Source organism: Mesorhizobium qingshengii, from assembly GCF_900103325.1.
GTDB classification, from domain to species: Bacteria; Pseudomonadota; Alphaproteobacteria; order Rhizobiales; family Rhizobiaceae; genus Mesorhizobium; species Mesorhizobium qingshengii.
In genome coordinates this window covers 155,337-178,641 of sequence record NZ_FMXM01000003.1, presented here as the reverse complement: position 1 = coordinate 178,641, position 23,305 = coordinate 155,337, and the positions used below count along the sequence as shown (strand labels likewise).

Below are 23,305 nucleotides of genomic sequence, written 5' to 3'. Positions count from 1 at the left end.
CCGAACGGAGAAGGCATCAGTGACCGGCGAAACGGGCAAGCGCAGCTATGTGGTCGGGCAGACCGAGATCGCGGCCCGTCCGCTCGAACCGGCGCTGTATCTGGTGGCGACGCCGATCGGCAACCTGGCCGACATCACGCTGCGCGCGCTGGAGACGCTGGCCGCCGCCGACATCGTCGCTTGCGAGGACACGAGGGTGTCGCGCGTGCTGCTCGACCGCTATGGCATCCGCCGCCGCACCACGGCCTATCACGAGCACAATGCCGGCGAGGCCGGGCCGAAGCTGATCGCGGCACTTCAAGCCGGGCAGAGCGTGGCGCTGATTTCCGACGCCGGCACGCCGCTTGTGTCCGATCCCGGCTACCGGCTGGTCGGCGAGGCGCTCGACCGTGGTATTCGCGTCGTGCCGATCCCGGGGCCGTCGGCGCCCCTCGCGGCGCTGACGGCCTCCGGCCTGCCCTCCGACGCCTTCCTGTTCGCCGGCTTCCTGCCGGTGAAGACAGGCCAGCGACTGACGCGGCTGGAAGCCTTGAAGGCCGTGCCGGCGACGCTGATCTTCTTCGAATCGCCGCGTCGGCTGGCCGAGTCCCTTGGCGCCATGGTCGAAGCCCTCGGCGGCGGCCGAAAAGCCGCGATCGGCCGGGAATTGACCAAGACCTTCGAGGAGATGCGCACCGGCACGCTGCAGGCGCTTGCCGACCACTACGCGGCGGCCGACACGCCGAAGGGGGAGATCGTCGTTTGCGTCGGCCCGGCCGAGTCCAAGGCCGACGAACCGGCGGACATCGATCGTCTGCTGTTGTCGCTCGCCGCCGAAATGCCGGCCTCCAAGGCCGCGGCCGAAGCCGCGAAGATGACCGGCGGCCAGAAGCAGGCGCTCTATAGGCGACTGCTGGAGCTCAAGGACAGACCATGATCCCGAAAAGTGGGAACCGGTTTTCCCCGACAAACGGTTCCGTTTGTCCAGAGATCATGGTCAAACAAAATTCCGGAGAAGGCGACGGTGGCTGAGCGCCCAAGTGCCAGCCGCCAGAAGGCCTACAAGCGCGGCCATCGCGGCGAATGGGTGGCCGCGGCGGCGCTGATGCTGAAGGGCTACCGGATTCTCGCGCGCCGCCACCGCACCCGCTTCGGCGAGATCGACCTGATCGCGCGGCGCGGCGATCTGGTGCTGTTCGTCGAGGTCAAGGCGCGCCGCACGCTGATCGAAGCCATGGAGGCGATCGGCCATGAATCGGAACGCCGCATCGAGGCGGCGGCCGACATCTGGCTGTCGCGCCAGCCCGACTATGGCAAGCTGTCGATGCGTTTCGACATGGTCGCGGTGCTGCCCTGGCGCTGGCCCGTGCATGTCGAGAACGCGTTTTATGGAAGGAACTAGACCTGTTGTTGGAGGCGACTCATTCGCGGAAGTCGGCGCCGCCCCTCATCGCCCTGCCGGGCACTTCTCCCCGTATAGTGACGGGGAGAAGGGAGCTGCCGCAACCTTGGCGCTTATCCCTGCAACGTTGGCGATTGGCGAAATCGTTGATGAGAGAGCCCCTCTCCCCGTTACTATACGGGGAGAGGATGCCGGCAGGCAGGTGAGGGGCAGCACTGACGCCCCATGAGCGAAGCGATGCCCTGAGCTCACCCCCAGATCATCAGCGCCATCAGCCCGACGATCCCCACCACCAGCCGCCACCAGCCGAACAGCGCGTAGCCGTTGCGCGAGACGTAATCGAGCAGGTAACGGACGACGACCAGTGCCGTGACGAAGGCGGCGACGAAGCCGATGGCGATGATCGGCAGGTCGGCGCTGCTCAACACGTTGCGGTTCTTGAACAGGTCGAAGGCGAAGGCGCCGACCATCGTCGGGATGGCGAGGAAGAAGGAAAACTCGGCCGCCGCCCGCTTGTCGACGCCCAGAAGCAGCGCGCCGACGATGGTCGAGCCCGAGCGCGAGGTGCCGGGGATCAGCGACAGGCACTGGAAAAGCCCGATCTGCAGGTAAAGCCGGGTCGGGAAGCGTTCGACGTCGCGGTAGACCGGTTTGAGGTTCATGCGGTCCACCGCCAGCAGGACGACGCCGCCGATGATCAGCATGATGCAGATCAGCCGTGGCGATTCGAACAGCACCGTCTTGATGAAATCATGCGCCAGCGCGCCGATGATGGCCGCCGGCAGGAAGGCGACCAGGATGCCGATGACGAAATGCCGGGTCAGCCGGTCATGCGGCAGGTCGAGCAGCATCTGCCACAGGCGGCGGAAATAGACGCTCAGGATGGCGAGGATGGCGCCGAGCTGGATCAGGATCTCGAAGGCCTTGCCGGTCGAATGGAAGCCGAGGAAATGGCCGGCGAGCAGGATATGGCCGGTCGAGGAAACCGGGATGAACTCGGTCAGCCCCTCAAGCAGGCCGAGCAGCAAGGCTTCGACGATGGTCTGGCTTTCCATGGCTACCTCGGCATTGGCGTGACGGCTGACGGAACGGGTTGCTTGTCATGGCCTGCAAGTCCACCTATAGGTCGCAACACCATGACGGCCCGCTAACCGGGCGGCCAAGACTTACCGGTGCGCCCGGCGATTCGCCAGTGCGCTTTATCATCGCGGAACCATGCTGACGCTTTTCCATCATCCCATGTTCGCCACCTGCCGCTTCGTCCGCCTCGCTTTCGGCGAGTATGGCGAGGAGCTGGCTTTGATCGAGGAAAAGCCGTGGACACGGCGCAAGGAGTTCCTGGCGCTGAACCCGGCCGGCACGCTGCCGATCCTGCTTGCCGAGGGCGACGTGCCGATCGTCGGCGCAACCGTCATCGCCGAATATCTCGACGAGACGCGCGGCGTCTTGAAGCGCGACAAGCGGCTGTTCGCCGAGGACCCGATGCAGCGCGCCGAAATCCGCCGGCTGACCGACTGGTATCTCAACAAGGCCGAAAGCGAAGTCACCCGGCATCTTGTGCGCGAGCGCGTGCTGAAGCCGATCATGCCGGAAACCGCCGGCGGCGGCTCGCCCGATTCGGGCGCGATCCGCGCGGCGCGCGCCAACATCCGCCAGCACATGAAATACACCAACTGGCTGGCTGGCACCCGCCATTGGCTGGCCGGCAGCAGGGTCACCTACGCCGACCTCGCGGCGGCGGCGACGCTGTCGGTGCTCGACTATCTCGGCGAGATCGACTGGCGCGAGCACCCTGCTGCGCGCGAATGGTACACGCGGGTGAAGTCGCGGCCTTCCTTCCGGCCGCTTTTGACCGATCGGGTGCGCGGCCTGTCGCCGGTGTCACATTATGCGGACCTCGACTTCTGACGCGTCGAAACTGCGCGCGCTGATCGACGCAGAGGCGCATCGCGCCGGCTTCGATGCCGTCGCCGTCACCACTCCCGATGCAATCCCGCTGGCGCCGGCTCGCCTGGCCGAATTCGTTGCCGACGGTTTTCACGGCTCGATGGACTGGATCGCCGAGACGATTGCGCGCCGCGGCGAACCGACCGCACTCTGGCCGCAGGTGCGTTCGATCATCGTCCTGGCGATGAATTACGGCCCCGACCACGATCCGCGCGGGGTGCTGGCCAAGCGCGACCGTGGCGCGATCTCGGTCTATGCGCAGAATCGCGACTATCATGATGTGATGAAAGGCCGGCTGAAGGAAATCGCCGGCAAGATCGTGGCGCGCGCCGGCGGCGACGTGAAGGTGTTTGTCGACACCGCGCCTGTCATGGAAAAGCCGCTGGCCGAAGCCGCCGGGCTTGGCTGGCAGGGCAAGCACACCAACCTGGTCAGCCGCGAACACGGCTCCTGGCTGTTCCTCGGCACCATCTTCACCACAGCCGAACTCGTTCCCGATCGGGCGGAGATCGACCATTGCGGCTCTTGCCGCGCTTGCCTCGACGCTTGCCCGACCGATGCTTTCCCGGCGCCTTACCGGCTCGATGCGCGGCGCTGCATCTCCTACCTCACCATCGAGAACAAGGGGCCGATCCCGCATGAGTTCCGCGACAAGATCGGCAACCGTATCTATGGCTGCGACGACTGCCTCGCCGCTTGCCCGTGGAACAAGTTTGCGCGGGTTGCTTCCGAGGCCAAGCTCGCCGCACGCGATGATTTGCGCGAACCGCCGCTCGCCGACCTGTTGCAGCTGGACGATGCGGCGTTCCGCGCCTTGTTCTCCGGTTCGCCGATAAAACGCATCGGCCGCGATCGTTTTGTCCGCAACGTGCTGATCGCCGCCGGCAATGCCGGCGATGCCTCGCTTGCCCGCGCCGTGCTTGTCTTGCTGGACGACGCTTCGCCGCTGGTGCGGGGCGCGGCAATATGGGCGCTGGCGCGGCTGGTGCCCGAGGCCGAATATTCGCAACGGGCCGCGACCGGCCTGAAAACCGAGAGCGACGGGGCCGTGCGCGAGGAATGGCGTCTGGCGCGGCCAAATCCAACCGGGGCACATGCATGAGCGAACGCCAGATCTTCGTCTTCGGCGCCGGCTATTCCGGCAAGGCCTTTGCCCGCGCCAACAAGGATGCCGCCACGATCCTCGGCACGACACGCTCGCCGGAGAAATTCGAGGCGCTGCGCCGGGCCGGCATCGCGCCGCTGCTGTTCGATGGCGCGCTGAAGGACGAAATCGGCGATGCACTGAAAGAAACGACGCATCTGGTGATTTCGGTCGCCCCGGAAGAGGCCGGCGATCCCGTGCTGAATGCCGCCCGCGCGGCAATCAGCCAGATGCCGGCGCTGGAATGGATCGGCTATCTCTCGACCGTCGGCGTCTATGGCAATTATGACGGGGCATGGGTCGATGAAACGGCGCAATGCCGGCCGGTGTCGAAGCGCTCGGTGATGCGGGTCGCGGCCGAGCAGGACTGGCTGAAACTCGGCCGGGATATCGGTTGGCCGGTGGCGATCCTGCGCCTTTCCGGCATCTACGGGCCGGGCCGCAACGCTTTGGTCAATCTGGAGAACGGCACCGCAAGACGGCTGGTCAAGCCCGACCAGGTTTTCAACCGCATCCATTGCGACGACATTGCCGGCTCGCTCTGGCAGCTCATCGAGCGCAATACCGGCGGCATCTTCAACGTCACCGACGACCTGCCGGCACCGCCGCAGGATGTCGTCACCTATGCCGCTTCGCTGATGGGTGTCACACCGCCACCCGAAATTCCCTTCGACGCCGCCCAACTTTCGCCCATGGCGCGGTCCTTCTATGGTGAGAACAAACGGGTCGCCAACGCGGCGATCAAGGCGGCGGGCTATCGCTTTCGCTTTCCGGATTACCGCTCGGCTCTCGACCATATGTGGGCTAGCGGCGACTGGCGTGACGGCGAGCCGCGCAGCCCGATGAAGCGTTAGCGATCGAAGCCGGCGGCGCGGCGTGATATGATTTGGGTTGCCGTTCAGGGGTTTGCGGAGGGAAAGGTTGCATGATGTCATCGGTTCGATCGCCGTTGGGCAGCGGGACAATCCTGGCCGCGGCGTTTGGCCTGGCCGCCCTGGCCGGGCTCGCCGCGCGGCCGGCCGCGGCCGAGGAACGGGCGAAGGACCTGTTCGGCGCCGAGAAACTGCCGGCGGCGACATCGGCACAGTCGATCGGCTTCTATTCCAAGGGCTGTTTTGCCGGCGGCGTCGCCATTCCCATGGACGGTCCGACCTGGGAGGTGATGCGGCCGTCGCGCAACCGCCGCTGGGGCCATCCGGCGATGATCGCGCTGATCGAGAAACTTTCGCGCGACGCCGCCGCCGACGGTTGGCCGGGCCTGCTGATCGGCGACATTTCGCAGCCGCGCGGCGGTCCGATGATATCAGGCCACGCGTCGCACCAGATCGGGCTCGACGCCGACATCTGGCTGACGCCGATGCCCGGTCGCCCGCTGTCGATGGCGCAACGCGAAAACATGAGCGCCACCTTGATGGTCGACGAGAAGACGCATCTGGTGAAGGACGCGCTGTGGACGCCGCAGCATACAAACCTTCTGAAGCGGGCGGCGAGCTACCCCGAGGTCGAGCGCATCCTGGTCAATCCCGGCATCAAGAAAAAGCTCTGCGACACCGTCAAGGGCGACCGCTCCTGGCTGCGCAAGATCCGGCCGTTCTGGGGCCACGACTATCATTTCCACATGCGCATCGGCTGCCAGCCGGGCTCGCCCGGCTGCAAGGCCCAGGAGGCGACACCAGGTGATGACGGCTGCGGCAAGCCGTTGGCCTGGTGGTTCACCGAACAGCCCTGGCGTCCCAACAAGAACCCCGATGCGCCGAAAGCCCGCGACCTCATGACGATGGCGAACCTGCCCCGGGAATGCCGCGCCGTGCTCGACGCGCCAGGACCGGCCTCGGTCGAGGCGGCGACCTATCATGGCGGCGCCGTCCCGGTCGCGGTCGCCGCGCCCGAGCCTGAAGCGCTGCCGACAACCACGGCCAGCGGCACGGCCGCCTTGCCTGCCTCGATGAACGCCTTCACCGCGACGCCCGAGGTTGGCGTCCCGGTGCCGCGGCCACGGCCGCCTGGCAACTGACGTCAGGCAAGTCGCTCCAGCTTCCAACTTGGGCTGGAGACGAGTTAGTCGCCGATGTCAGCGCTGCCCCTCATCGCCCTGCCGGGCACTTCTCCCCGTATAGTGACGGGGAGAAGGGGGCTGGCCGAAACCTCGGCGCCCTTCTTGCAACCCCGATGATTAGCGAGACCGGTGGCGAGAGCGCCCCTCTCCCCGTCACTATACGGGGAGAGGATGCCGGCAGGCAGGTGAGGGGCGGCACCGGCACTCGGAAAAGATGGTAGGACGAATTCGAAACCTGAAACGAACTGCCGCCGAAGCAGCTTTCCCTTTTCAAACTCATGCGCTAGTCAACGGAGAACGGCGATACGCCGTCAGGGGGCGCCGGGGACGGACGAGAGCATGCCAGGCACAGGCGATGACGATACTTTGCTGCGGTTTCCGATCCTGATCGGCGACATTGGCGGCACCAATGCGCGCTTCTCGATCGTGCTCGACGCCAATTCCGAGGCCGGTGAGCCGACCATCGTCCAGACCGCCAACTACAACACCATAGACGAGGCGATCCAGGCGGCGGTGCTCGACCGCTCGTCGGTTCACCCCAATTCAGCGGTGCTGGCGGTGGCCGGCCCGGTAGATGGCGACGAGATCGAGCTCACCAACTGCCCTTGGATCGTCAAGCCCAGGCAGATGTTCGCCAGCTTGGGATTGAGCGACATCGTCGTGCTCAACGATTTCGAGGCACAGGCGCTGGCCGTCGTCGCGCTCGGCGAGGAGCACATGGAAAAGATCGGCGGCGGGGCGCCGGAGCCCAATGCCGGGCGCGTGGTGCTCGGTCCCGGAACCGGGCTCGGCGTCGCCGGGCTGGTCTATGCGCTGCGTCACTGGATACCGGTGCCCGGCGAGGGTGGCCACATGGATATCGGCCCGCGCACACCGCGCGATTTCGAGGTTTTCCCGCATATCGAGAAGCTCGAGGGCCGCATTTCGGGCGAGCAGATCCTGTGCGGACGCGGCCTCGTCAACGTCTACCGGGCGGTGGCCAAGGCGGACGGCAAGCCGTCGCCCTTCACCACGCCAGCCGAGATCACCGCGGCGGCGCTGGCCAAGACCGATCCCGTCGCGCAGGAAGCGCTGGAGACCTTCGTCACCTGCCTCGGGCGCACCGCCGGCGACCTCGCTCTGGTGTTCATGAGCCGAGGCGGCGTCTTCCTCACCGGCGGCATCGCGCAGAAGATCGTGCCGGCGCTGAAAGCCGGGAATTTCCGCGCCGCCTTCGAGGACAAGGCGCCGCACAGCGCGCTGATGCGCACCATGCCCGTCTACGTGATAACCCATCCGCTGGCGGCGCTCCTGGGCCTTGCCGCCTATGCCCGCAACCCCTCGCTGTTCGGCGTCCAGACGGCGGGCCGGCGCTGGCGCGACGAAGTTAGTCAAGCCAAGGCATAGGCAAGCCGGCTCCTTGGCGTTAAGAGGGGTGCCGAATTGCCCGGCCGCGGGAAGCGAAAACCTACGAAGCGCTCCGATTTGACACTTCCACCCCCCAACCTGTCGAAACCCCGTGCGGGCGAGATCGTGGCGGTCATCCGCCGCATCCTCGAGGAGAACGGCCGCGACTATCGAGGGGCGTATATTTTCACGATCCTCTGCCTGCTGACCGTATCCGCGACGACGGCCCTCTCCGCCTGGATCATGAGCCCGGTCGTCAATCAGATATTCTATGAACGGCGCGGCGATCTGATCCCATGGATCTGCGCAGCACTTCTGGGGGCTTTCATCCTGCGCGGCCTTGCCGGCTACGGCCAGGCGGTGACGATGGCCAGGATCGGCAACAATCTGGTGGCGCGCTACCAGCAGCGCATCTTCAATCATCTGATGAAGCTTGGCGTCAGCTTCTTCAACGACACCCGCTCCGGGCGGCTGGCAGCGCAGATCAACGAGAACGTCAACGGCATTCGCGACCTTTTGTCGATGACGGTGACGTCGATCGCGCGCGACGCCGTCTCGCTGGTCGGTCTGGTCGGCGTCATGATCTATCAGGACCCGGTACTCTCGCTCAGTTCGCTGCTGATCGGGCCGCCGCTGATCTACACCGTCACCTACCTGATGCGCCGGGTGCGGCGCATCACCCGCGAATCGGTGCAGATCAATTCGCGGCTGATCGGCGCCATGCAGGAGGCGACGCAAGGGATCGCCATCGTCAAGGCCTTCACCATGGAGGACGAACTGGCGCGCCGCATCGGCAAGCTTGCCAACGACGCGGAACAGCGGTCGAACAAGATCGCCCGCGTCTCGGAGCGGCTGACGCCGATTTCCGAAATGCTGGCCGGTGTCGCCTTCGCCAGCGTCATCGCCTATTCCGGCTACCGGGCCACCGTTCTTGGCCAGCCGCCGGGCGCAGTCTTTTCCTTCATCACGGCGCTGACGCTCGCCTATGATCCGGCCCGCCGGCTGGCGCGCATGCAGGTCGGCATGGAGCGCGCGCTGGTCAATGCGCGCATGATCTACGAGCTTCTCGACCTGGAGCCGCAGCAAGGTGATGTGGCGGGAGCCGCCGAGGCAAAATTCACCTCCGGCGAAGTGCGTTTCAACAACGTGTCCTTCCGCTATGTCGAGGAGGCGCCGGTGCTGCAGGATCTGACTTTTGTCGCCGCCGCCGGCAAGGTGACCGCCATCGTCGGCGCCTCGGGCGCCGGCAAGACGACGCTGGTGGCGCTGCTGCAGCGCTTCCACGACGTCGAGGCGGGTACGATCGAGATCGACGGCCAGGACATTTCGAAGGTCACCAAGCAGTCGCTGCGCAACTCGATCGCCTATGTCTCGCAGCAGCCCTATCTGTTCGAAGGCAGCATCCGCGACAACATCCGCTACGGCCGGCTGAGCGCCACCGACGCCGAAATCGAACAGGCCGCGCGGCAGGCCGCGGCCGACGATTTCATCCGCCAGCAGCCGCAGGGCTATGACACGCCGGTCGGCGAGAACGGCGTGACGCTGTCGGGCGGCCAGCGCCAGCGCGTGTCGATCGCCCGCGCCATCGTGCGGCAGGCGCCGATCCTGCTGCTCGACGAGGCGACATCGGCGCTCGACAACGAGGCCGAGGCGCGCGTCCAGCAGGCGCTGACAACGGTCATGGAAGGGCGCACCACCATCGTCATCGCGCATCGTCTGTCGACGGTGGTCAATGCCGACCACATCGTCGTCATGGAACAGGGCCGGCTGGTCGAGGAAGGCACCCATGCCTCGCTGATGGCCGATCCGCACAGCGTCTACGCGCGCTTCCACAGGGTGCAGGGCATCAAGGGTCTGGGGCTTGTCGACGACGCCGCGCCGATCCAGACTTCGGCGCCAATCCCATCACAAGACATCGAGACGCAGAGCATCGCCGGGAGCACGACATGAGCGACACGCCCGCAACCGACACGCCAGCAACCGACATGGGCCTCGTGGTGGTCGGCGCGGCCGGCCGCATGGGCCAGACGCTGATCCGCGCCATCCACACCATTCGCGGCGCCCGCGTCATCGGCGCGGTCGAACGTGCGGATTCGCCCCATCTGGGCAAGGATGCCGGCGAACTGGCCGGCATCGGCCGCATCGGCGTGCCGATCAGCGCCGATCCGCTGCCGGTCTTCGCCAGGGCCGACGGCGTGCTCGATTTCACCACGCCGGCCTCGACCGTCGAGTTCGCCGGCTACGCGGCGCAGGCGCGCATCGTCCATGTCATCGGCACGACCGGCTGCTCGGCCGAAGATAATGCTAGGATCGAGGCGGCGGCGCGCCACGCGACGATCGTCAAGTCGGGCAATATGAGCCTCGGCATCAATCTGTTGGCGGTGCTGGTCGAACAGGCGGCGCGCGCGCTCGACGCCGACGATTTCGACATCGAGATCCTCGAGATGCACCACAAGCACAAGGTCGACGCGCCGTCGGGCACGGCGCTGCTGCTCGGCGAAGCCGCCGCCACCGGACGCGGCGTGCCGCTGGCCGGCAATGATGTGCGTGTCCGTGACGGCCATACCGGCGTGCGAAAAGTGGGCTCGATCGGCTTCGCCAGCTTGCGCGGAGGCTCGGTGGTCGGCGATCACAGCGTAATCCTGGCCGGCACCGGCGAGCGCATCACGCTGTCCCACCATGCCGAGGACCGCGCCATCTTCGCCCGCGGCGCCGTCAAGGCGGCGCTGTGGGCGCGTGGCAGGAAGCCAGGACTGTATTCGATGCGGGACGTGCTCGGCCTGAGCTGAGGCGGACCATCCACACCTCTTTGTCTTAACGCAATTCCGGACGGAAAACCGCCTTTCCTGGAATTGCCCTTGTAGGGAGCAAACATGTCGAGAACCCTCGTGCTCGTGCGCCACGGTCAGAGCGAATGGAACCTGAAGAACCTGTTCACCGGCTGGCGCGACGTCGACCTGACCGAGCTGGGCCACGCCGAGGCCAAGGCCGCCGGGCAGAAGCTCAAGGCGCGCGGCCTGAAATTCGACATCGCCTTCACCTCGGCGCTGATCCGGGCTCAGAAAACCTGCCAGCACATTCTCGACGCGGTCGGCCAGAGCGACCTGAAGACCATCCGCGACCAGGCGCTCAACGAGCGCGACTATGGCGACCTTTCCGGCCTCAACAAGGACGATGCCCGCAAGAAGTGGGGCGAGGAGCAGGTGCATGTCTGGCGCCGCTCTTATGACGTGTCGCCACCCGGCGGCGAGAGCCTGAAGGACACCGGCGCGCGTGTCTGGCCCTACTACCTGCATGATTTGCAGCCGCACGTGCTGCGCGGCGGCACGGTGCTGGTCGCCGCGCACGGCAACTCGCTGCGCGCGCTGATCATGGCGCTCGACGGCAAGTCGGGCGAGGAGATCGTCAAGCTGGAACTCGGCACCGGCGTGCCGATCATCTACACGCTCAACGCCGATTCGACCGTGGCTTCCAAGGAAGTGCTGGAGAGCTGAGCCGGCAAGCGGCAAACCGCTTTGAAAAAAGCGCGTTGACACACATCGCTTGCCCGCTTACATGAGCCCGCACCAGCCCAGATGGCGGAATTGGTAGACGCGCACGGTTCAGGTCCGTGTTCCGCAAGGAGTGGAGGTTCGAGTCCTCTTCTGGGCACCAAATTCCCGTTTCGAACCGCTCGATATGGTTCAGAAACCCAAAGAAAAAGCCCGGTTCGTCCGGGCTTTTTTGTTGCCGCCGACCTCCCCTCCCGGCTAGTCCCGAACAAACCGCTTCAAACTCTGCGGCCGCTTCGCTACGCTCAAACCATGTCCCAGTCCGCCACCGCAATCTTTGGCGCCCGTCGCGACCAGGCCTTCCCCACGCTGGCTGAGGCCGACATCGATCGCATGCGCCGGTTCGGGGAGGCCAGCGCCTACGCCGCTGGCGAACACATCGTCACCGCCGGCGATGTGGCGCCCGGCCTGATCGTCGTTCTGTCGGGCAGGGTGGACATCACCCAGGATGGCGGGCTCGGCCGGCGTGAAACGATCGTCACCCACGGTCCGGGCAGCTTCGTCGGCGAGCTGGCCCAGCTTTCGGCCCGCCCCTCGCTGGTGAATGCGCGGGCCGCCGAGCCGGTCGAGGCGTTCGTCATCCCCTCGCGCAGACTGCGCGACCTGATGGTGCAGGAAGCCAATCTCGGCGAGCGCATCATGCGGGCGCTGATCCTGCGCCGTGTCGGGCTGTTGGAAAGCGCCACCAGCGGGCCGATCATCATCGGTCCCGTCGACAATGGCGACGTGTTGCGGCTGCAGGGGTTCCTGGCCCGCAGCGGCCAGCCGCACCGCGTGCTTGATTCCGATACCGATCCCTGCGCGAAAACCCTGGTCGAGCGCTTCGACGTCGATCCTCATCATCTGCCGATCGTTTTGTGTCCGAACGGCAGGCTGTTGCTCAACCCCGGCGAGAAGGATCTCGCCCGTTGCATCGGCCTGCTGCGGCCGATCGATGCTTCCAGGCTGTACGACGTCGCCATCGTCGGCGCCGGGCCGGCGGGGCTGGCGGCCGCCGTCTACGCGGCTTCCGAAGGGCTGTCGACGATCGTGCTCGATTGCCGTGCCTTTGGCGGGCAGGCGGGCGCCTCCTCGCGCATCGAGAACTATCTCGGCTTCCCCACCGGTATTTCGGGAATGGCGCTGATGGCGCGCGCCTACAACCAGGCGCAGAAGTTCGGCGTCGAAATGGTGATACCGGACGAGGCGAAGCTGCTGAGCGCCGCGACCGACGGCGCCCGTTACGCGCTCGATGTCGGCGACGGCGAGGGCGTGCGGACGCGCGCGGTGGTGATCGCCAGCGGCGCGCGCTATCGCCGGCTCGATGTCGCCAACCTGGCGCAGTTCGAAGGAACGTCGGTGCACTACTGGGCGTCGCCGATCGAAGCACGGCTTTGTGGCGGCCAGGAAGTGGCACTGGTCGGCGCCGGCAATTCGGCCGGGCAGGCGGCGGTCTATCTGGCCAGCCATGTGCGCAAGGTGGCGCTGCTTGCGCGCGGCGGCAGCCTCGAGGCAAGCATGTCGCGCTATTTGGTCGAGCGCATCAAGGCGCAGCCGAACATCGAGATCCTGACCGAAACCGAGATCGAGGCGCTGGAAGGCAACGAGGGCAATCTTGCCAGTGTGCGTTGGCGCAACCGTGCGAGCGGCGTGCAGACGACGCGCCCGATCCGCCATCTCTTCCTGTTCATCGGCGCCGACCCGAATACGGACTGGCTGGCGAACTGCAACGTGGCGCTGGATGCCAGGGGTTTCGTGCGCACCGGATCGGACCTCGGATCGGCGCATGGCGTGATGGAGACGAGCCGCAGCGGGGTGTTTGCCATCGGCGACGTCCGCTCCGGCTCGGTCAAACGCGTCGCGGCGGCTGTCGGCGAGGGCGCCCAGGTGGTCGCGGCATTGCATGCATATCTCGCGCAAGACGGCAGCCACGCCACGCAGAGCAATTCCAGGAAAAGTGTGTAACGGTTTTCCCGGGAAAGCGGATGGCGCTTTCCCTTGGGAATTGCGCAAAAGGAATAGTTGAGCCTGAACGGATCGGGAGAGTGTGATGGCGGATGAATGCAGACATGCTGCTGAGGTCAAGGACGTGACGCCGAGCGCGCTCGGCTGCGAGGAATGCCTGAAGAGCGGTTCGGAATGGGTGCATCTGCGGCTCTGCCGCACCTGCGGTCATGTCGGCTGCTGCGACGACTCGCCCAACCGTCACGCCACCAAGCATTTTCACGCGACCCGCCACCCGATCATCGAGGGCTATGATCCGCCGGAAGGCTGGGGATGGTGCTATGTCGACGAGGTCTTTCTCGACCTCGGCGACGATACCACGCCACAGAACGGTCCGATCCCGCGCTTCTATTGAGCGGCGCCTGCCAGATGGCGCCCGGAGCCCCAAAGCCCGGTTCGTCCGGGCTTTTCCTTGTCTGACGCATAGGCGTCGTCCGCTGCCCGACTGTCAGCGAACTGACAGGTTTCCTGTTCCAGTGTCCGGCAAATCACGATCACCGGAGCCCGATCCTCGGACGCTTCCTTCAGCGGAATCATACCTGTGTCATCGAGTGCGACCAAAAAGGGATCGCCGCCAGACAAAGCTTTGACATGATCGCGGCTAGTTTGGAATCATTCAAAACTGGAAGACTCGCATGAACCCTACCTATACAAGCGCCCAGAAGGCCATTCACTGGGCGGTGTTTGCGCTGGTCATCGGCCTTTATGGCTTGACCTACATGGAGGAGCTTTTTCCGCGCGGCGACCCCGGTCGTGCGCTCGTCTGGTGGCTTCATATCTCGTTTGGGCTGCTGCTGTTCGCGCTGGTCGTCATCCGCGTCGGCCTGCGGCTGATGCTGGGAACGCCAGGGCTGCCGAGGGAAATGTCAGAGCTTGAACGATGGGCGGCAAAGATCGCGCATCTGCTGCTCTATGGGCTGCTCGTGGCCATTCCGGTTCTTGGCATCCTGCTGACGTGGTACAGGGGCGACGCCTTGAGCTTCTTTGGCCTGTTCACCATCCCGGCTCCGGTTACTCCCGACCGCGACACGGCCCGGTTCATCAAGGAGCTGCACAGCCTCTGCGCCAATCTGATCCTCATCCTTGCCGGAGTGCACGCGGCGGCGGCCCTCTGGCATCATTTCATCCGCAAGGACGACGTGCTCAAGCGAATGCTGCCGGAAGCGACGGGCTCCTGAACAATCTCAGGAAAGCGTGAAACGGTTTTCCGTCCGGAGACTGGGCTCCAGAGCCCAGCCCTCTCTTCGATCAGTCTCGCCGTTTAGGCGGCGGGGCGGTTTCCTGGTTTTCCACGCTGTTTTCGTTCACCTGCAAGGCTTTGCCTTGGACCATCTTTTTCTTGAGCGTGTCGCCGGTCTGCGTTTGCGGCGGGCGCTTCGGATCTTGCGCGGTGTTGTCATTCACGTCGAGGGCTCTTGTCATCATGTCCTCCAGTTCCTGTCCTGGAACACAATGTCCAACGGTGCGTGGGGTTCCCCGGCAACAGGGCGCTCCTTGCGACCAGGCGTTTGCAGCCGGCAGTTCAACCTTCATGCCGGCTTGTGTTGTCGCACGATCTTCCACTCATGCCAGATCAGCACCATGACGGCGGCGTCGAAGACGGTCAGGACGAGCAGGCCGAACGAATGGGTGTAGGAGTAGCGGTAGACTTGATAGACCATGAACAGGCCCAATGCCGCGAGCGATGCCGGATACGACCAGAGCTTGCCTCTCAGGAGGCCAGCAACCAGGGCCAGCTTTATCAGGCCGTGGCTGAGCAGGTAGAAGGCGTAGAACTCCTTGCTGGCGATCGAAAAATGGCTTGCCATCTGCAACAGATGTCCCGCGATGAAATCGTTCGGATCTTCGATCAATTCCTCCTGGGTGAGAGCCTTGACCCAGATGGCAATGGTGTCGGTGGTGATGACATAGAGCAGTATCCCGCCGATGCACTCGATCAGGGCATGCGCGCCCTTGAGCCAGACGCTGACTTCAAAAATCTGATGGATGCGGTGTTCATCGACGGGCTTCAAAAATTCACCTCACGACCAATCGAGGAGACCGACGCCAAATGGATGCAGCTTTAACGCACTGGATAAACGCCGCGGCCGGTATCAGCCCTTTGCTTGATAAAGCAATGGTCGGTATCTCACAAATCGGCGTTCCCCTCATGGTGCTGGCCGTGGTCCTGCAATGGTGGGCGAAGGTCGACCGCCACCATGTTCGTCATGCGGCGGTTTCGGCCGGCCTGGCGTTCCTGCTGGGTCTTGCGGTCAACCAGTTCATTCTTCTCTTCGTGCATCGGATACGGCCCTACGATGCCGGTGTGACGCATCTGTTGATTGCGCCCAGCGCAGACTGGTCATTCCCGTCCGATCACGCGACAGCCACCATTGCGATTGTCGCGGCCTTTGCGATGCAAGGTCTGCCGCGCCGGACGATTGCGCTTCTCGTCATGGCATTGCTGATCTGCTGGTCGAGAATCTACATCGGGACGCACTACCTGACCGACGTTGTCGGCGGGGCCATCACTGGCGTCGCGGGCGCCATCATGGTGCGGCTGGCTTACCGGGAGAACTCCCGGCTGGACAAACTGGTGACCAAGATTCTTTAAGCAGGCGCGGTTCGAAGCTTCTTGGCAGGCGTTTGCCGCCGCGCCGTTTATCGCACCGACCCCGTGACAGTCGGGTCGAGCGTATTGGGAACGGATTTGCGTTCGTTGCCGGCAAGTGCCGCTATGATCAGCAGGCTGGCAACGACCGGCACAAACAGGATGGCAACGCGGGCTTGCACATAGAAAATGGCGCGCCATTCGCTGCGCTTCTTGGGGCTGTTGCTCATCATACTCACTTTGTCATGCCCCCCAGGGCGTGACATAGCCGCGAACGGTTAAGCAACCCCTTCCGACTTTGTTAACCGGCGGGAAATTGCGCCCGGCTTCAGCCCAGACCAATGCGCCCGGCGCCTTGCCGGAAGAGTGCCGCCGCATCGGGCTCGAAGCGGAAAGTGCCGATGAAATCGTCGCTCGAGTAGTGCGGCAATGTCTTGCGGATGGCGGCGGCAAAGCCTCGTGCCTCGTCGAGGCGACCCGCCAGCGCCAGGCAATGCGCGGCGATCGCCAGGATGATGGCATGCGCGTTTGGCCGCGCCGCCGCCTTCAGCGCCCATTCGGCCGCTTCCTCGAACTGGCCGAGCCGGACATGCGCCATCGCCCGCGCCCCCAGCATGCCGAACAGCAGCGGGTCGAACGGGCTGAGATGGCGCGAATGGTCGGACGAGCCGATTGCCGCTTGCGGGTCGCCCGACTGCGAGTGCACGAAGGACAGCGCGTAATGGCCAAGCGCGAAATTGGGGCTGAGATCCACCGCCCGTTCCAGTTCGAGCAGCGAGCCGTCCTGCTCGCCGCGCAGCCACAGCGCCCGGCCCATCGCCCAGTGCGCGGCCGGATTTTGGTCGTCGACCAGCAGGCTGTGGCCGGCGCTCTCGAAGGCGAGCGCGCTTTCCCGGTCGCGGTCGCCCCAGCGCTGGAAGGCGTTCTGCCAGTGGGTGAAGGACAGGCCGGCATAGGCGCGGGCGAAGGTCGGGTCGAGCCGCAGGGCCATGTCAAAGAAATGCCGCGCCTGCTCGTTCTCGGTCTGGGTGAAGCGGTACATGTGCCAGAGGCCGCGATGGTAGGCTTCCCAGGCGTTGAGCGAGTTGGGCGCCTTCAGCATCGCACGGTTGCGTTCGACCGTTTCGATCTCGGCCGAGATCGATGAGACGATGCTGTTGCAGATATCGTCGAGCACGGCGAAGATGTCGTCGGGCCGGCGCTCGAACGTCTCGGCCCAGACGATCCTGGCCGTGCGCACCTCGATGAGTTCGACACTGACAATGAGACGGCCGGACGCGTCATGCACCGCGCCGCCTGTCGGGCTGCGCACCGTGCCCGTGGCGATATAGTCGACATTCAGCCTGCGGCCGGCATCCTCGGGGGCGATGTTCTTCTCGGCCAGCGCAAACACCGATCCGCGCGCGATGACAAAGAAATCCCTGAGCTTGGCGAGCCGGGTGATGATGTCGTGGGTAAGGCCGTCGGCGAGCCCGCCGCGAACGCCACCAATGGCGGCGTCTTCGACAAACGGCATCACGGCGAGCGAAGCTTTCCGCGCTGCGGCGGCATCAGAATCGGCAAGCAGGATAGGTGCCTGGTCTGCTGAAGCCGGACTAGCCGACTGCACCCACAACGCCGTGCTCGGTTGCCTGTCGCGGATCGTTCGCCATGCCTCGCGCACAGGCCCGAAATCCAGTTCTTCCGATTGGAACAACCGCGCAGCGGATGCAAGATGGTCCTCGCCGGTGCCAAACTGACCGTGCCGCGCAAGCCTTGTCAGAAGAGCTATATGCGCGCGCGCGTCGAACGGTGCGAGCTCCAGCCATTTTTCGAGATGGGCGGAGACGTCGTCGCCGTCCGCCGGGAGATTGTTGACAAGGTGTTCCAGAATAGCGGCGTGGCAGGAGCTGAAGCGACGCCGTTGCGCTGTCACCCAGCTGTTGAAATGGGGGCTGCGGTCGATCTCCAGCCCATCGAGGAAATCGCCGATGAACAGTCTGGACAGGGCTTGCAGCCGGTCCAGACCGAGCTCTTCCACCCCTCTCGCGGCGACCGAGGCGATTTCGGCGGCATCGATGAAAACGTCCTTCAGATCGAGCGCGATGGTGTCGGCCGATGTCTCGATCCTGCTGCGATCCGGTTCGTCGAGAACGCCGCGAAGCTTGCTGAGGCACCAGCGAAGCTCGCCTCGCGGGTCGTTCGGCACATCCCACAGAAGTTCACAGAGCCGGCTGCGCCCGACGGCGTGCGGGGCGAGCGCCAGATAGGCGAAGAGGGCGCGCAGCTTGCGCGAGGCCGGCAACTTCACCTGAACGCCATTGCGGGCGATCGTCAGCGGTCCGAGCAGGCGCACGGAAAGGCCGGCGGCCTCGCCGTCCAGGCTCGATAGAGCGGATTCCACGCGTATTCCCACGCCTTCTCCCACGCTGGCCAGTCGGCCTCCAGTCTATCACCGAACGCGACAGGGCACACCCAGCAGCACCTTCCGCGCTGGATGCGCTATTGCCGGCAAGTCAAGGAACTGTAGCGCGACCAGGTGTCGAAACCTCGCCGCCCAAGCCGCCGGCTTGTAACCGGTTCGTGACGACAACGACGACAGACGAGGAGTTCTTCCATGTTGCAGCAACGGAAAATCAGGACCACGGCCGGCCGCGGCCGCCTGTTCGACAGCATTCTCGACACCGTCGGTGACACGCCGGCGATCCGCATCAACAATCTCGGGCCGGCCCACGCGACGATCTATGTGAAGGCCGAGTTCTTCAATCCGGGCGCGTCGGTGAAGGACCGGCTGGCGCTCAACATCATCGAGGAGGGCGAGCGCAGCGGCGCGCTGAAGCCGGGACAGACCGTGGTCGAGGCGACCAGCGGCAACACCGGCATCGGGCTGGCCATGGTCTGCGCGCAGAAAGGCTATCCGCTGGTCGTCACCATGGCCGACAGTTTTTCCGTCGAGCGCCGCAAGCTGATGCGCATGCTGGGCGCCAAGGTGGTGCTGACGCCACGCGCCGAAAAAGGCTTCGGTATGTACAAGAAGGCGGTGGAACTGGCTGAGGCCAATGGCTGGTTCCTCGCCCGCCAGTTCGAGACGGCGGCCAATGCCGCCATCCACGAGACCACCACGGCGCGCGAGATCATCAATGATTTCGCCGGCTCGCGGCTCGACTGCTTCGTCACCGGCTATGGCACCGGCGGCACCGTCGTCGGCGTGGCCCGCGTGCTGCGCCGCGAGCGGCCGGAGACCCGCATCGTGCTCTCCGAGCCGGCCAACGCGCAGCTTGTCGGCAGCGGCAAGGCGCAGCAGCGCGGTGCCGATGGCGCCCCGGCCGCCAGCCATCCGGCCTTCGAGCCGCATCCTGTCCAGGGCTGGACGCCGGACTTCATCCCCAACGTGCTGCAGGAAGCCATCGACGCCAGCCTCTATGACGAGGTGATTCCGATTGCCGGGCCCGAAGGCATCAAATGGGCCAAGGCGCTAGCGCGCCAGGAAGGCATCTTCACCGGCATCTCCGGCGGGGCCACCTTCGCGGTGGCGCGGCAGGTCGCGGAGAAAGCGCCGGCTGGCGCGGTGATCCTGTGCATGCTGCCCGACACCGGAGAGCGCTACATGTCGACGCCGCTGTTCGATGGCATCGAGGCCGAGATGGACGCCGATGAGATGGCGCTGTCGCGCTCGACGCCGGGCTGCCAGTTCCCGGCGGCTTGACGGGAGACCTAAGCATGGACGCCGTGCAGGAAGCCTCTGGCATGCTGGCCGAGGAAACGCTTGACCCCACTGACTGGGCCGATGTTCAGGTCCTGTCGCACCGGGTCATCGATGATGCCGTCGCCTATCTGAGCGATGTGCGCGACCGCCCGGTCTGGCGGGAGATGCCGGCGGATGTGCGAGAGTTCTTCGCGGAGCCCCTGCCGCGATCGCCGGCGTCCCTTGCCGCCGTCTATGGCGAGGTCTCCCGGACCGTGATGTCCTACCCGATGGGCAACATCCATCCGCGCTTCTGGGCCTGGTACATGGGGTCGAGCAACTTCACCGGCGCGCTTGGCGATTTCCTGGCGGCGGTCCAGGGCTCCAATCTCGGCGGCGGCAACCACGCCGCCGGGCTGATGGACGGCCAGGTGGTCAACTGGTGCAAGCAGATGCTGGGCTTTCCCGCTTCGGCCGGCGGAACGCTGGTCAGCGGCGGCTCGATGGCCAACATCATCGGGCTGACGGTGGCGCGCAACACCAAGGCCGGTATCGACGTGCGCGAGCACGGCGTTGCCGCCATCGAAAAGCCGTTGCGCTTCTATGGCTCGGACCAGATCCATTCCTGCCATCGTAAGGCAATGGAAGCGCTCGGCCTCGGCAATCGGGCGCTGCGCCGTATTGCGACCGACGCCAGCCTGCGCATCGACATCGCCGCCTTGCGGGCAGCGATTGCCGAGGATCGCGCGGCCGGGTTCAAGCCGGCCTGTGTCATCGGCAATGCCGGCACGGTGAACACCGGGGCGATCGACGACCTGCGGACGCTTGCCAAACTGGCGCACGAGGAAGACCTCTGGTTCCATGTCGACGGCTGCATCGGCGCGCTCATCGCCATCGCGCCACGCAACGCCTATCGCGTTGCCGGCATCGAATGGGCTGATTCGGTCGCGCTCGACCCGCACAAATGGCTGCATGCGCCGTTCGAGGTCGGTTGCGCCCTGGTCAGGGATGCCGTCGCGCACCGCAAGACCTTCGCGGTAACGCCGGAATATCTGGAATCGACGCCGCGTGGCCTCGCCTCCGGCGAATGGCTGCACGACTACGGTTTGCAGACGACGCGCGGTTTTCGCGCGCTCAAGGTGTGGATGGCGCTGAAGGAGCATGGCGCCGACAAGTTCGGCCGCCTGATCGACCAGAACATCGCGCAAGCGGCCTATCTCGCCGGGCTAATCGAGGCCGAGCCGCTGCTGCAACTGGTCGCGCCGCCAACCATCAACATCGTCTGCTTCCGCTATCAGCCCGGCCTCGCCGGCGAGGCGCTGAAGGCGCTCAACACCGAGATCATGCTGCGGCTGCAGGAACAGGGCATCGCCGTGCTGTCGGACACCACGGTGCATGGCGAACACTGCCTGCGCGTGGCGATCAACAACCATCGCACTCGGCGAGAGGATCTCGACCTTCTGATGCGTGAAACGGTGCGGCTGGGGCGGGAAATTACGGCGGAGAGCTCCACGTCTTCCTAGTTCGTGGCAGGCATGCGATTCTGCCGGGATGATTCGGGAGGTCCGATCGTGACGCTCTTTCGCATGGCCGCGCTCTTGGCACTGGTCTTCACCACTTCGGCCGAGGCCGCCGACATTGCCTTCTTCGTCAAGAACCTGCGTAAGGAAGCGGTCGCGGTGGAACTGTTCAGCCATGACCGCGAAACCGTCTGGCCGGGCAACGACCAGGTGTTCCTGATCGATCCGGGCTCGCAGAAATCGGTGCCGCTGTCCTGCAATCAGGGCGAACACATCTGCTACGGCGCCTGGGTCAACGGCAACGACAGCATCTCCGCCGGCGTCGGGCCGGACAATGACCAGCCCTGCGACACCTGCTGCTTCATCTGCGTGGAACATACCACCGAGACGATCGATCTGGTGCCATGAGACGTCGGACCCAAATTTAGTCAGGGGTCGGCGCGCATGGCCCACTTCCGCGATTCGATGCCGCATGCGATGGTCGCCGCGCGGCCGCGTGGGCCGCTTATTCAGGGGGTTATCATGTTTTACGCTTATGCGCGCCGCACGCTGGTCGCGCTCTCTCTTGCCGCGCTGTTTGCGCCGGCGGCGCATGCCGCCGATATCACCTTCGCCATCAAGAACAGCCACCCCAATGCCATGCGGCTCGAGCTCTACAGCCAGGACCGTGACTATGTCTGGCCGGGTGACGGCAAGGATTTCTATCTCGACGACGGCGAGACCAAGCAGATACCGGTCTCCTGCAACGAGGGCGAGTCGATCTGCTACGGCGCCTGGGTCGATGGCGACGAAGAGACCTATTGGGGCGTCGGTCCCGGCAACAAGGAAAAATGCGACGACTGCTGCTATACCTGCAACGGCGGCGAGACCGAGGAAATTGAATTGACCCCGTGAATCGGACTAGCTTGCGGGAGCCGGTCCGGCGTGACAGGAAGCCCTGGCGGGGCGAGCAGGAGCGCGGCGATGGCAGGCATGGTCGAAAGCGACAAGATCGACGTCGGATTTTCCAGCAAACGCTGCATCCATTCGCGCAATTGCGTGCTTGGCGATCCGCATGTCTTCGTACCCAACGCGCCGGGGCAGTGGATCCACCCCGACGCGGCCAGCGTCGAAAAGGTGGTAGCGATCGCCGAAAGCTGTCCTTCCGGCGCCATCACCTACATCAGAAAGGACGGCGGGCCGCAGGAACAGCCGCCGGTGGTCAACACCGTGCGGCTGCGGGAAAACGGCCCGCTGGCGGTCCATGCCGAGATCGTACTCGACGGAGAGACCTTTTATCGCGCCACGCTCTGCCGCTGCGGCGCTTCGGAAAACAAGCCGTTCTGCGACGGCAGCCACACCAAATCGGGTTTTGCCGCCACCGGCGAGCCGCCGCTCAAGGACACGCCGGCGCTGGAGGCGAGGAATGGCCCGCTGAAAGTGACGCCGACCACCAACGGCCCGCTCAAGCTCGAGGGCAATGTCGAGATCGTCACCGGCACCGGTCACACGATCGACCGCACGCAACGCACCTTCCTCTGCCGCTGCGGCCATTCGGCCAACAAGCCGTTTTGCGACGGCACGCATAAAAAGATCGGCTTCGTGGCATGAAAGACCATTCGCCAGCGTTAGTGTAGGATGAGGGTTCGCGCTCAGGAGGAAATTCACCATGCGCACCATGCTTGTTCTTGCTCTGCTTGCCTTTGCCATGCCCGCCTACGCCGCCAATCACGCGGTCCAGATCAAGGGCATGAAATTCAACCCGTCCAAAATCTCGGTCGCCGTCGGCGACACCATCACCTTCACCAATGCCGACGCGATGACGCACACCGCCACCGCGCTCGACGGCTCCTTCGACACCGGCCATCTCGCCACCGGCAAGAGCGCCAAGGTCAAGATATCGGCCGCCGGTGCGCACCCCTTCCATTGTGCGATCCACAGCTCGATGAAGGGCACCGTCACGGCGAAATAGCGGCATCCTCGCCAGACTTGATCTTTCGCCATGCCGGGAACACCTCCAGCATCGGCAGGAGATGGTCACCAATACATGTCGCCCAAGAGTGCGCAGCGCTTTTGGGGCAACGACATGCATGATAACAAGGAC

The 23,305-nt window shown here is 65.0% G+C and carries 25 protein-coding genes and 1 tRNA gene; 21 read left to right on the top strand and 5 right to left on the bottom strand.

The window, feature by feature from the left end:
• Positions 1-19 precede the first annotated feature (19 nt).
• The gene (gene rsmI / locus BLS48_RS04530; RefSeq protein WP_167364944.1) at positions 20-916 is read left to right on the top strand and encodes a 16S rRNA (cytidine(1402)-2'-O)-methyltransferase; all 897 of its coding nucleotides are present in this window, start codon (positions 20-22) and stop codon (positions 914-916) included.
• An 87-nt stretch (positions 917-1,003) separates the two neighbouring features.
• Positions 1,004-1,381 carry a YraN family protein gene (locus tag BLS48_RS04525; RefSeq protein WP_091575818.1) on the top strand — a complete coding sequence of 126 codons (378 nt, stop codon included), beginning with the start codon at positions 1,004-1,006 and terminating at the stop codon, positions 1,379-1,381.
• 248 nt (positions 1,382-1,629) lie between these two features.
• Here the strand turns inward: BLS48_RS04525 and BLS48_RS04515 are convergent, their stop codons facing one another.
• Entirely contained in the window at positions 1,630-2,436 is an 807-nt protein-coding gene (locus tag BLS48_RS04515; RefSeq protein ID WP_091575817.1) for an undecaprenyl-diphosphate phosphatase, read from the bottom strand.
• A gap of 160 nt (positions 2,437-2,596) precedes the next feature.
• Here BLS48_RS04515 and BLS48_RS04510 point away from each other — a divergent pair, with 160 nt between their 5' ends.
• From BLS48_RS04510 to BLS48_RS04445, 12 genes are all read left to right on the top strand, one after another.
• Positions 2,597-3,289 carry a glutathione S-transferase family protein gene (locus BLS48_RS04510; RefSeq protein WP_091575816.1) on the top strand — a complete coding sequence of 231 codons (693 nt, stop codon included), beginning with the start codon at positions 2,597-2,599 and terminating at the stop codon, positions 3,287-3,289.
• Positions 3,270-4,430 carry a tRNA epoxyqueuosine(34) reductase QueG gene (queG, locus tag BLS48_RS04505; protein ID WP_091575815.1) on the top strand — a complete coding sequence of 387 codons (1,161 nt, stop codon included), beginning with the start codon at positions 3,270-3,272 and terminating at the stop codon, positions 4,428-4,430. The genes BLS48_RS04510 and queG overlap by 20 nt, the downstream gene beginning before the upstream one ends.
• Positions 4,427-5,326, top strand: coding sequence for an SDR family NAD(P)-dependent oxidoreductase (locus tag BLS48_RS04500; protein WP_091575814.1), 900 nt, complete (start codon positions 4,427-4,429; stop codon positions 5,324-5,326). Before queG ends, BLS48_RS04500 begins: the two co-directional genes overlap by 4 nt.
• Before the next feature lie 71 nt (positions 5,327-5,397).
• Entirely contained in the window at positions 5,398-6,486 is a 1,089-nt protein-coding gene (gene mepA, locus BLS48_RS04495; protein ID WP_091575813.1) for a penicillin-insensitive murein endopeptidase, read from the top strand.
• Between the two features lie 381 nt (positions 6,487-6,867).
• Positions 6,868-7,914 carry a glucokinase gene (locus BLS48_RS04485; protein WP_091575812.1) on the top strand — a complete coding sequence of 349 codons (1,047 nt, stop codon included), beginning with the start codon at positions 6,868-6,870 and terminating at the stop codon, positions 7,912-7,914.
• A 78-nt stretch (positions 7,915-7,992) separates the two neighbouring features.
• Positions 7,993-9,864 (top strand): ABC transporter ATP-binding protein, encoded by a 1,872-nt coding sequence (locus BLS48_RS04480; RefSeq protein WP_091575811.1) that lies wholly within the window; start codon positions 7,993-7,995, stop codon positions 9,862-9,864.
• On the top strand, positions 9,861-10,703 hold the full coding sequence (gene dapB, locus BLS48_RS04475) for a 4-hydroxy-tetrahydrodipicolinate reductase (protein ID WP_091575810.1): 843 nt from the start codon (positions 9,861-9,863) through the stop codon (positions 10,701-10,703). Before BLS48_RS04480 ends, dapB begins: the two co-directional genes overlap by 4 nt.
• A gap of 84 nt (positions 10,704-10,787) precedes the next feature.
• Positions 10,788-11,408 (top strand): 2,3-bisphosphoglycerate-dependent phosphoglycerate mutase, encoded by a 621-nt coding sequence (locus BLS48_RS04470; protein WP_091575809.1) that lies wholly within the window; start codon positions 10,788-10,790, stop codon positions 11,406-11,408.
• Between the two features lie 75 nt (positions 11,409-11,483).
• A tRNA-Leu gene (locus BLS48_RS04465) sits at positions 11,484-11,568 on the top strand.
• 149 nt (positions 11,569-11,717) lie between these two features.
• Positions 11,718-13,409, top strand: coding sequence for an FAD-dependent oxidoreductase (locus BLS48_RS04460; RefSeq protein ID WP_091575808.1), 1,692 nt, complete (start codon positions 11,718-11,720; stop codon positions 13,407-13,409).
• Between the two features lie 85 nt (positions 13,410-13,494).
• Positions 13,495-13,803: a UBP-type zinc finger domain-containing protein gene (locus BLS48_RS04455; protein ID WP_091575807.1), complete on the top strand. Its 309-nt coding sequence runs from the start codon at positions 13,495-13,497 to the stop codon at positions 13,801-13,803.
• Between the two features lie 280 nt (positions 13,804-14,083).
• Positions 14,084-14,626 (top strand): cytochrome b, encoded by a 543-nt coding sequence (locus BLS48_RS04445; RefSeq protein ID WP_091575805.1) that lies wholly within the window; start codon positions 14,084-14,086, stop codon positions 14,624-14,626.
• Positions 14,627-14,696: 70 nt separating this feature from the next.
• On the opposite strand, the gene BLS48_RS35555 is transcribed toward BLS48_RS04445, so the two are convergent.
• Positions 14,697-14,870, bottom strand: coding sequence for a hypothetical protein (locus BLS48_RS35555; protein ID WP_167364936.1), 174 nt, complete (start codon positions 14,868-14,870; stop codon positions 14,697-14,699).
• A 107-nt stretch (positions 14,871-14,977) separates the two neighbouring features.
• Positions 14,978-15,460 carry a DUF2127 domain-containing protein gene (locus BLS48_RS04440; RefSeq protein WP_091575804.1) on the bottom strand — a complete coding sequence of 161 codons (483 nt, stop codon included), beginning with the start codon at positions 15,458-15,460 and terminating at the stop codon, positions 14,978-14,980.
• Between the two features lie 38 nt (positions 15,461-15,498).
• Here BLS48_RS04440 and BLS48_RS04435 point away from each other — a divergent pair, with 38 nt between their 5' ends.
• On the top strand, positions 15,499-16,041 hold the full coding sequence (locus tag BLS48_RS04435) for a phosphatase PAP2 family protein (protein WP_091575803.1): 543 nt from the start codon (positions 15,499-15,501) through the stop codon (positions 16,039-16,041).
• 47 nt (positions 16,042-16,088) lie between these two features.
• Here the strand turns inward: BLS48_RS04435 and BLS48_RS04430 are convergent, their stop codons facing one another.
• Both BLS48_RS04430 and BLS48_RS04425 read right to left on the bottom strand, forming a co-directional pair.
• Positions 16,089-16,268 (bottom strand): hypothetical protein, encoded by a 180-nt coding sequence (locus BLS48_RS04430; RefSeq protein WP_167364943.1) that lies wholly within the window; start codon positions 16,266-16,268, stop codon positions 16,089-16,091.
• A gap of 98 nt (positions 16,269-16,366) precedes the next feature.
• Positions 16,367-18,433: a transcriptional regulator gene (locus BLS48_RS04425; RefSeq protein WP_244529512.1), complete on the bottom strand. Its 2,067-nt coding sequence runs from the start codon at positions 18,431-18,433 to the stop codon at positions 16,367-16,369.
• 201 nt (positions 18,434-18,634) lie between these two features.
• Between BLS48_RS04425 and BLS48_RS04420 the strand changes: the two genes are divergently transcribed.
• The 6 genes from BLS48_RS04420 (at position 18,635) to BLS48_RS04395 (ending at position 23,173) form a co-directional block, all read left to right on the top strand.
• The gene (locus tag BLS48_RS04420; RefSeq protein WP_091575801.1) at positions 18,635-19,723 is read left to right on the top strand and encodes a PLP-dependent cysteine synthase family protein; all 1,089 of its coding nucleotides are present in this window, start codon (positions 18,635-18,637) and stop codon (positions 19,721-19,723) included.
• A 14-nt stretch (positions 19,724-19,737) separates the two neighbouring features.
• The gene (locus tag BLS48_RS04415; RefSeq protein ID WP_091575800.1) at positions 19,738-21,225 is read left to right on the top strand and encodes a pyridoxal phosphate-dependent decarboxylase family protein; all 1,488 of its coding nucleotides are present in this window, start codon (positions 19,738-19,740) and stop codon (positions 21,223-21,225) included.
• Between the two features lie 48 nt (positions 21,226-21,273).
• Positions 21,274-21,630 (top strand): hypothetical protein, encoded by a 357-nt coding sequence (locus BLS48_RS04410; protein WP_091576201.1) that lies wholly within the window; start codon positions 21,274-21,276, stop codon positions 21,628-21,630.
• A 114-nt stretch (positions 21,631-21,744) separates the two neighbouring features.
• Complete coding sequence (locus BLS48_RS04405; protein WP_091576200.1) at positions 21,745-22,116, top strand: hypothetical protein; 372 nt, start codon at positions 21,745-21,747, stop codon at positions 22,114-22,116.
• A gap of 69 nt (positions 22,117-22,185) precedes the next feature.
• Positions 22,186-22,812 carry a CDGSH iron-sulfur domain-containing protein gene (locus tag BLS48_RS04400; RefSeq protein WP_091575799.1) on the top strand — a complete coding sequence of 209 codons (627 nt, stop codon included), beginning with the start codon at positions 22,186-22,188 and terminating at the stop codon, positions 22,810-22,812.
• A 58-nt stretch (positions 22,813-22,870) separates the two neighbouring features.
• Entirely contained in the window at positions 22,871-23,173 is a 303-nt protein-coding gene (locus tag BLS48_RS04395) for a cupredoxin domain-containing protein (RefSeq protein ID WP_091575798.1), read from the top strand.
• Positions 23,174-23,305 lie beyond the last annotated feature (132 nt).

What these genes read in the sequence shown, in the direction of transcription:
- BLS48_RS04445 (WP_091575805.1), top strand. Translation starts at nt 14,084, where the DNA reads ATGAACCCTACCTATACAAGCGCCCAGAAGGCCATTCACTGGGCGGTG.
- BLS48_RS04420 (WP_091575801.1), top strand. Translation starts at nt 18,635, where the DNA reads ATGTTGCAGCAACGGAAAATCAGGACCACGGCCGGCCGCGGCCGCCTG.
- BLS48_RS04470 (WP_091575809.1), top strand. Translation starts at nt 10,788, where the DNA reads ATGTCGAGAACCCTCGTGCTCGTGCGCCACGGTCAGAGCGAATGGAAC.
- BLS48_RS04400 (WP_091575799.1), top strand. Translation starts at nt 22,186, where the DNA reads ATGGCAGGCATGGTCGAAAGCGACAAGATCGACGTCGGATTTTCCAGC.
- mepA (WP_091575813.1), top strand. Translation starts at nt 5,398, where the DNA reads ATGATGTCATCGGTTCGATCGCCGTTGGGCAGCGGGACAATCCTGGCC.
- BLS48_RS04405 (WP_091576200.1), top strand. Translation starts at nt 21,745, where the DNA reads ATGTTTTACGCTTATGCGCGCCGCACGCTGGTCGCGCTCTCTCTTGCC.
- dapB (WP_091575810.1), top strand. Translation starts at nt 9,861, where the DNA reads ATGAGCGACACGCCCGCAACCGACACGCCAGCAACCGACATGGGCCTC.
- BLS48_RS04500 (WP_091575814.1), top strand. Translation starts at nt 4,427, where the DNA reads ATGAGCGAACGCCAGATCTTCGTCTTCGGCGCCGGCTATTCCGGCAAG.
- queG (WP_091575815.1), top strand. Translation starts at nt 3,270, where the DNA reads ATGCGGACCTCGACTTCTGACGCGTCGAAACTGCGCGCGCTGATCGAC.
- BLS48_RS04510 (WP_091575816.1), top strand. Translation starts at nt 2,597, where the DNA reads ATGCTGACGCTTTTCCATCATCCCATGTTCGCCACCTGCCGCTTCGTC.
- BLS48_RS04455 (WP_091575807.1), top strand. Translation starts at nt 13,495, where the DNA reads ATGGCGGATGAATGCAGACATGCTGCTGAGGTCAAGGACGTGACGCCG.
- BLS48_RS35555 (WP_167364936.1), bottom strand. Translation starts at nt 14,870, where the DNA reads ATGACAAGAGCCCTCGACGTGAATGACAACACCGCGCAAGATCCGAAG.
- BLS48_RS04515 (WP_091575817.1), bottom strand. Translation starts at nt 2,436, where the DNA reads ATGGAAAGCCAGACCATCGTCGAAGCCTTGCTGCTCGGCCTGCTTGAG.
- BLS48_RS04435 (WP_091575803.1), top strand. Translation starts at nt 15,499, where the DNA reads ATGGATGCAGCTTTAACGCACTGGATAAACGCCGCGGCCGGTATCAGC.
- BLS48_RS04395 (WP_091575798.1), top strand. Translation starts at nt 22,871, where the DNA reads ATGCGCACCATGCTTGTTCTTGCTCTGCTTGCCTTTGCCATGCCCGCC.
- BLS48_RS04485 (WP_091575812.1), top strand. Translation starts at nt 6,868, where the DNA reads ATGCCAGGCACAGGCGATGACGATACTTTGCTGCGGTTTCCGATCCTG.
- BLS48_RS04415 (WP_091575800.1), top strand. Translation starts at nt 19,738, where the DNA reads ATGGACGCCGTGCAGGAAGCCTCTGGCATGCTGGCCGAGGAAACGCTT.
- BLS48_RS04430 (WP_167364943.1), bottom strand. Translation starts at nt 16,268, where the DNA reads ATGAGCAACAGCCCCAAGAAGCGCAGCGAATGGCGCGCCATTTTCTAT.
- BLS48_RS04460 (WP_091575808.1), top strand. Translation starts at nt 11,718, where the DNA reads ATGTCCCAGTCCGCCACCGCAATCTTTGGCGCCCGTCGCGACCAGGCC.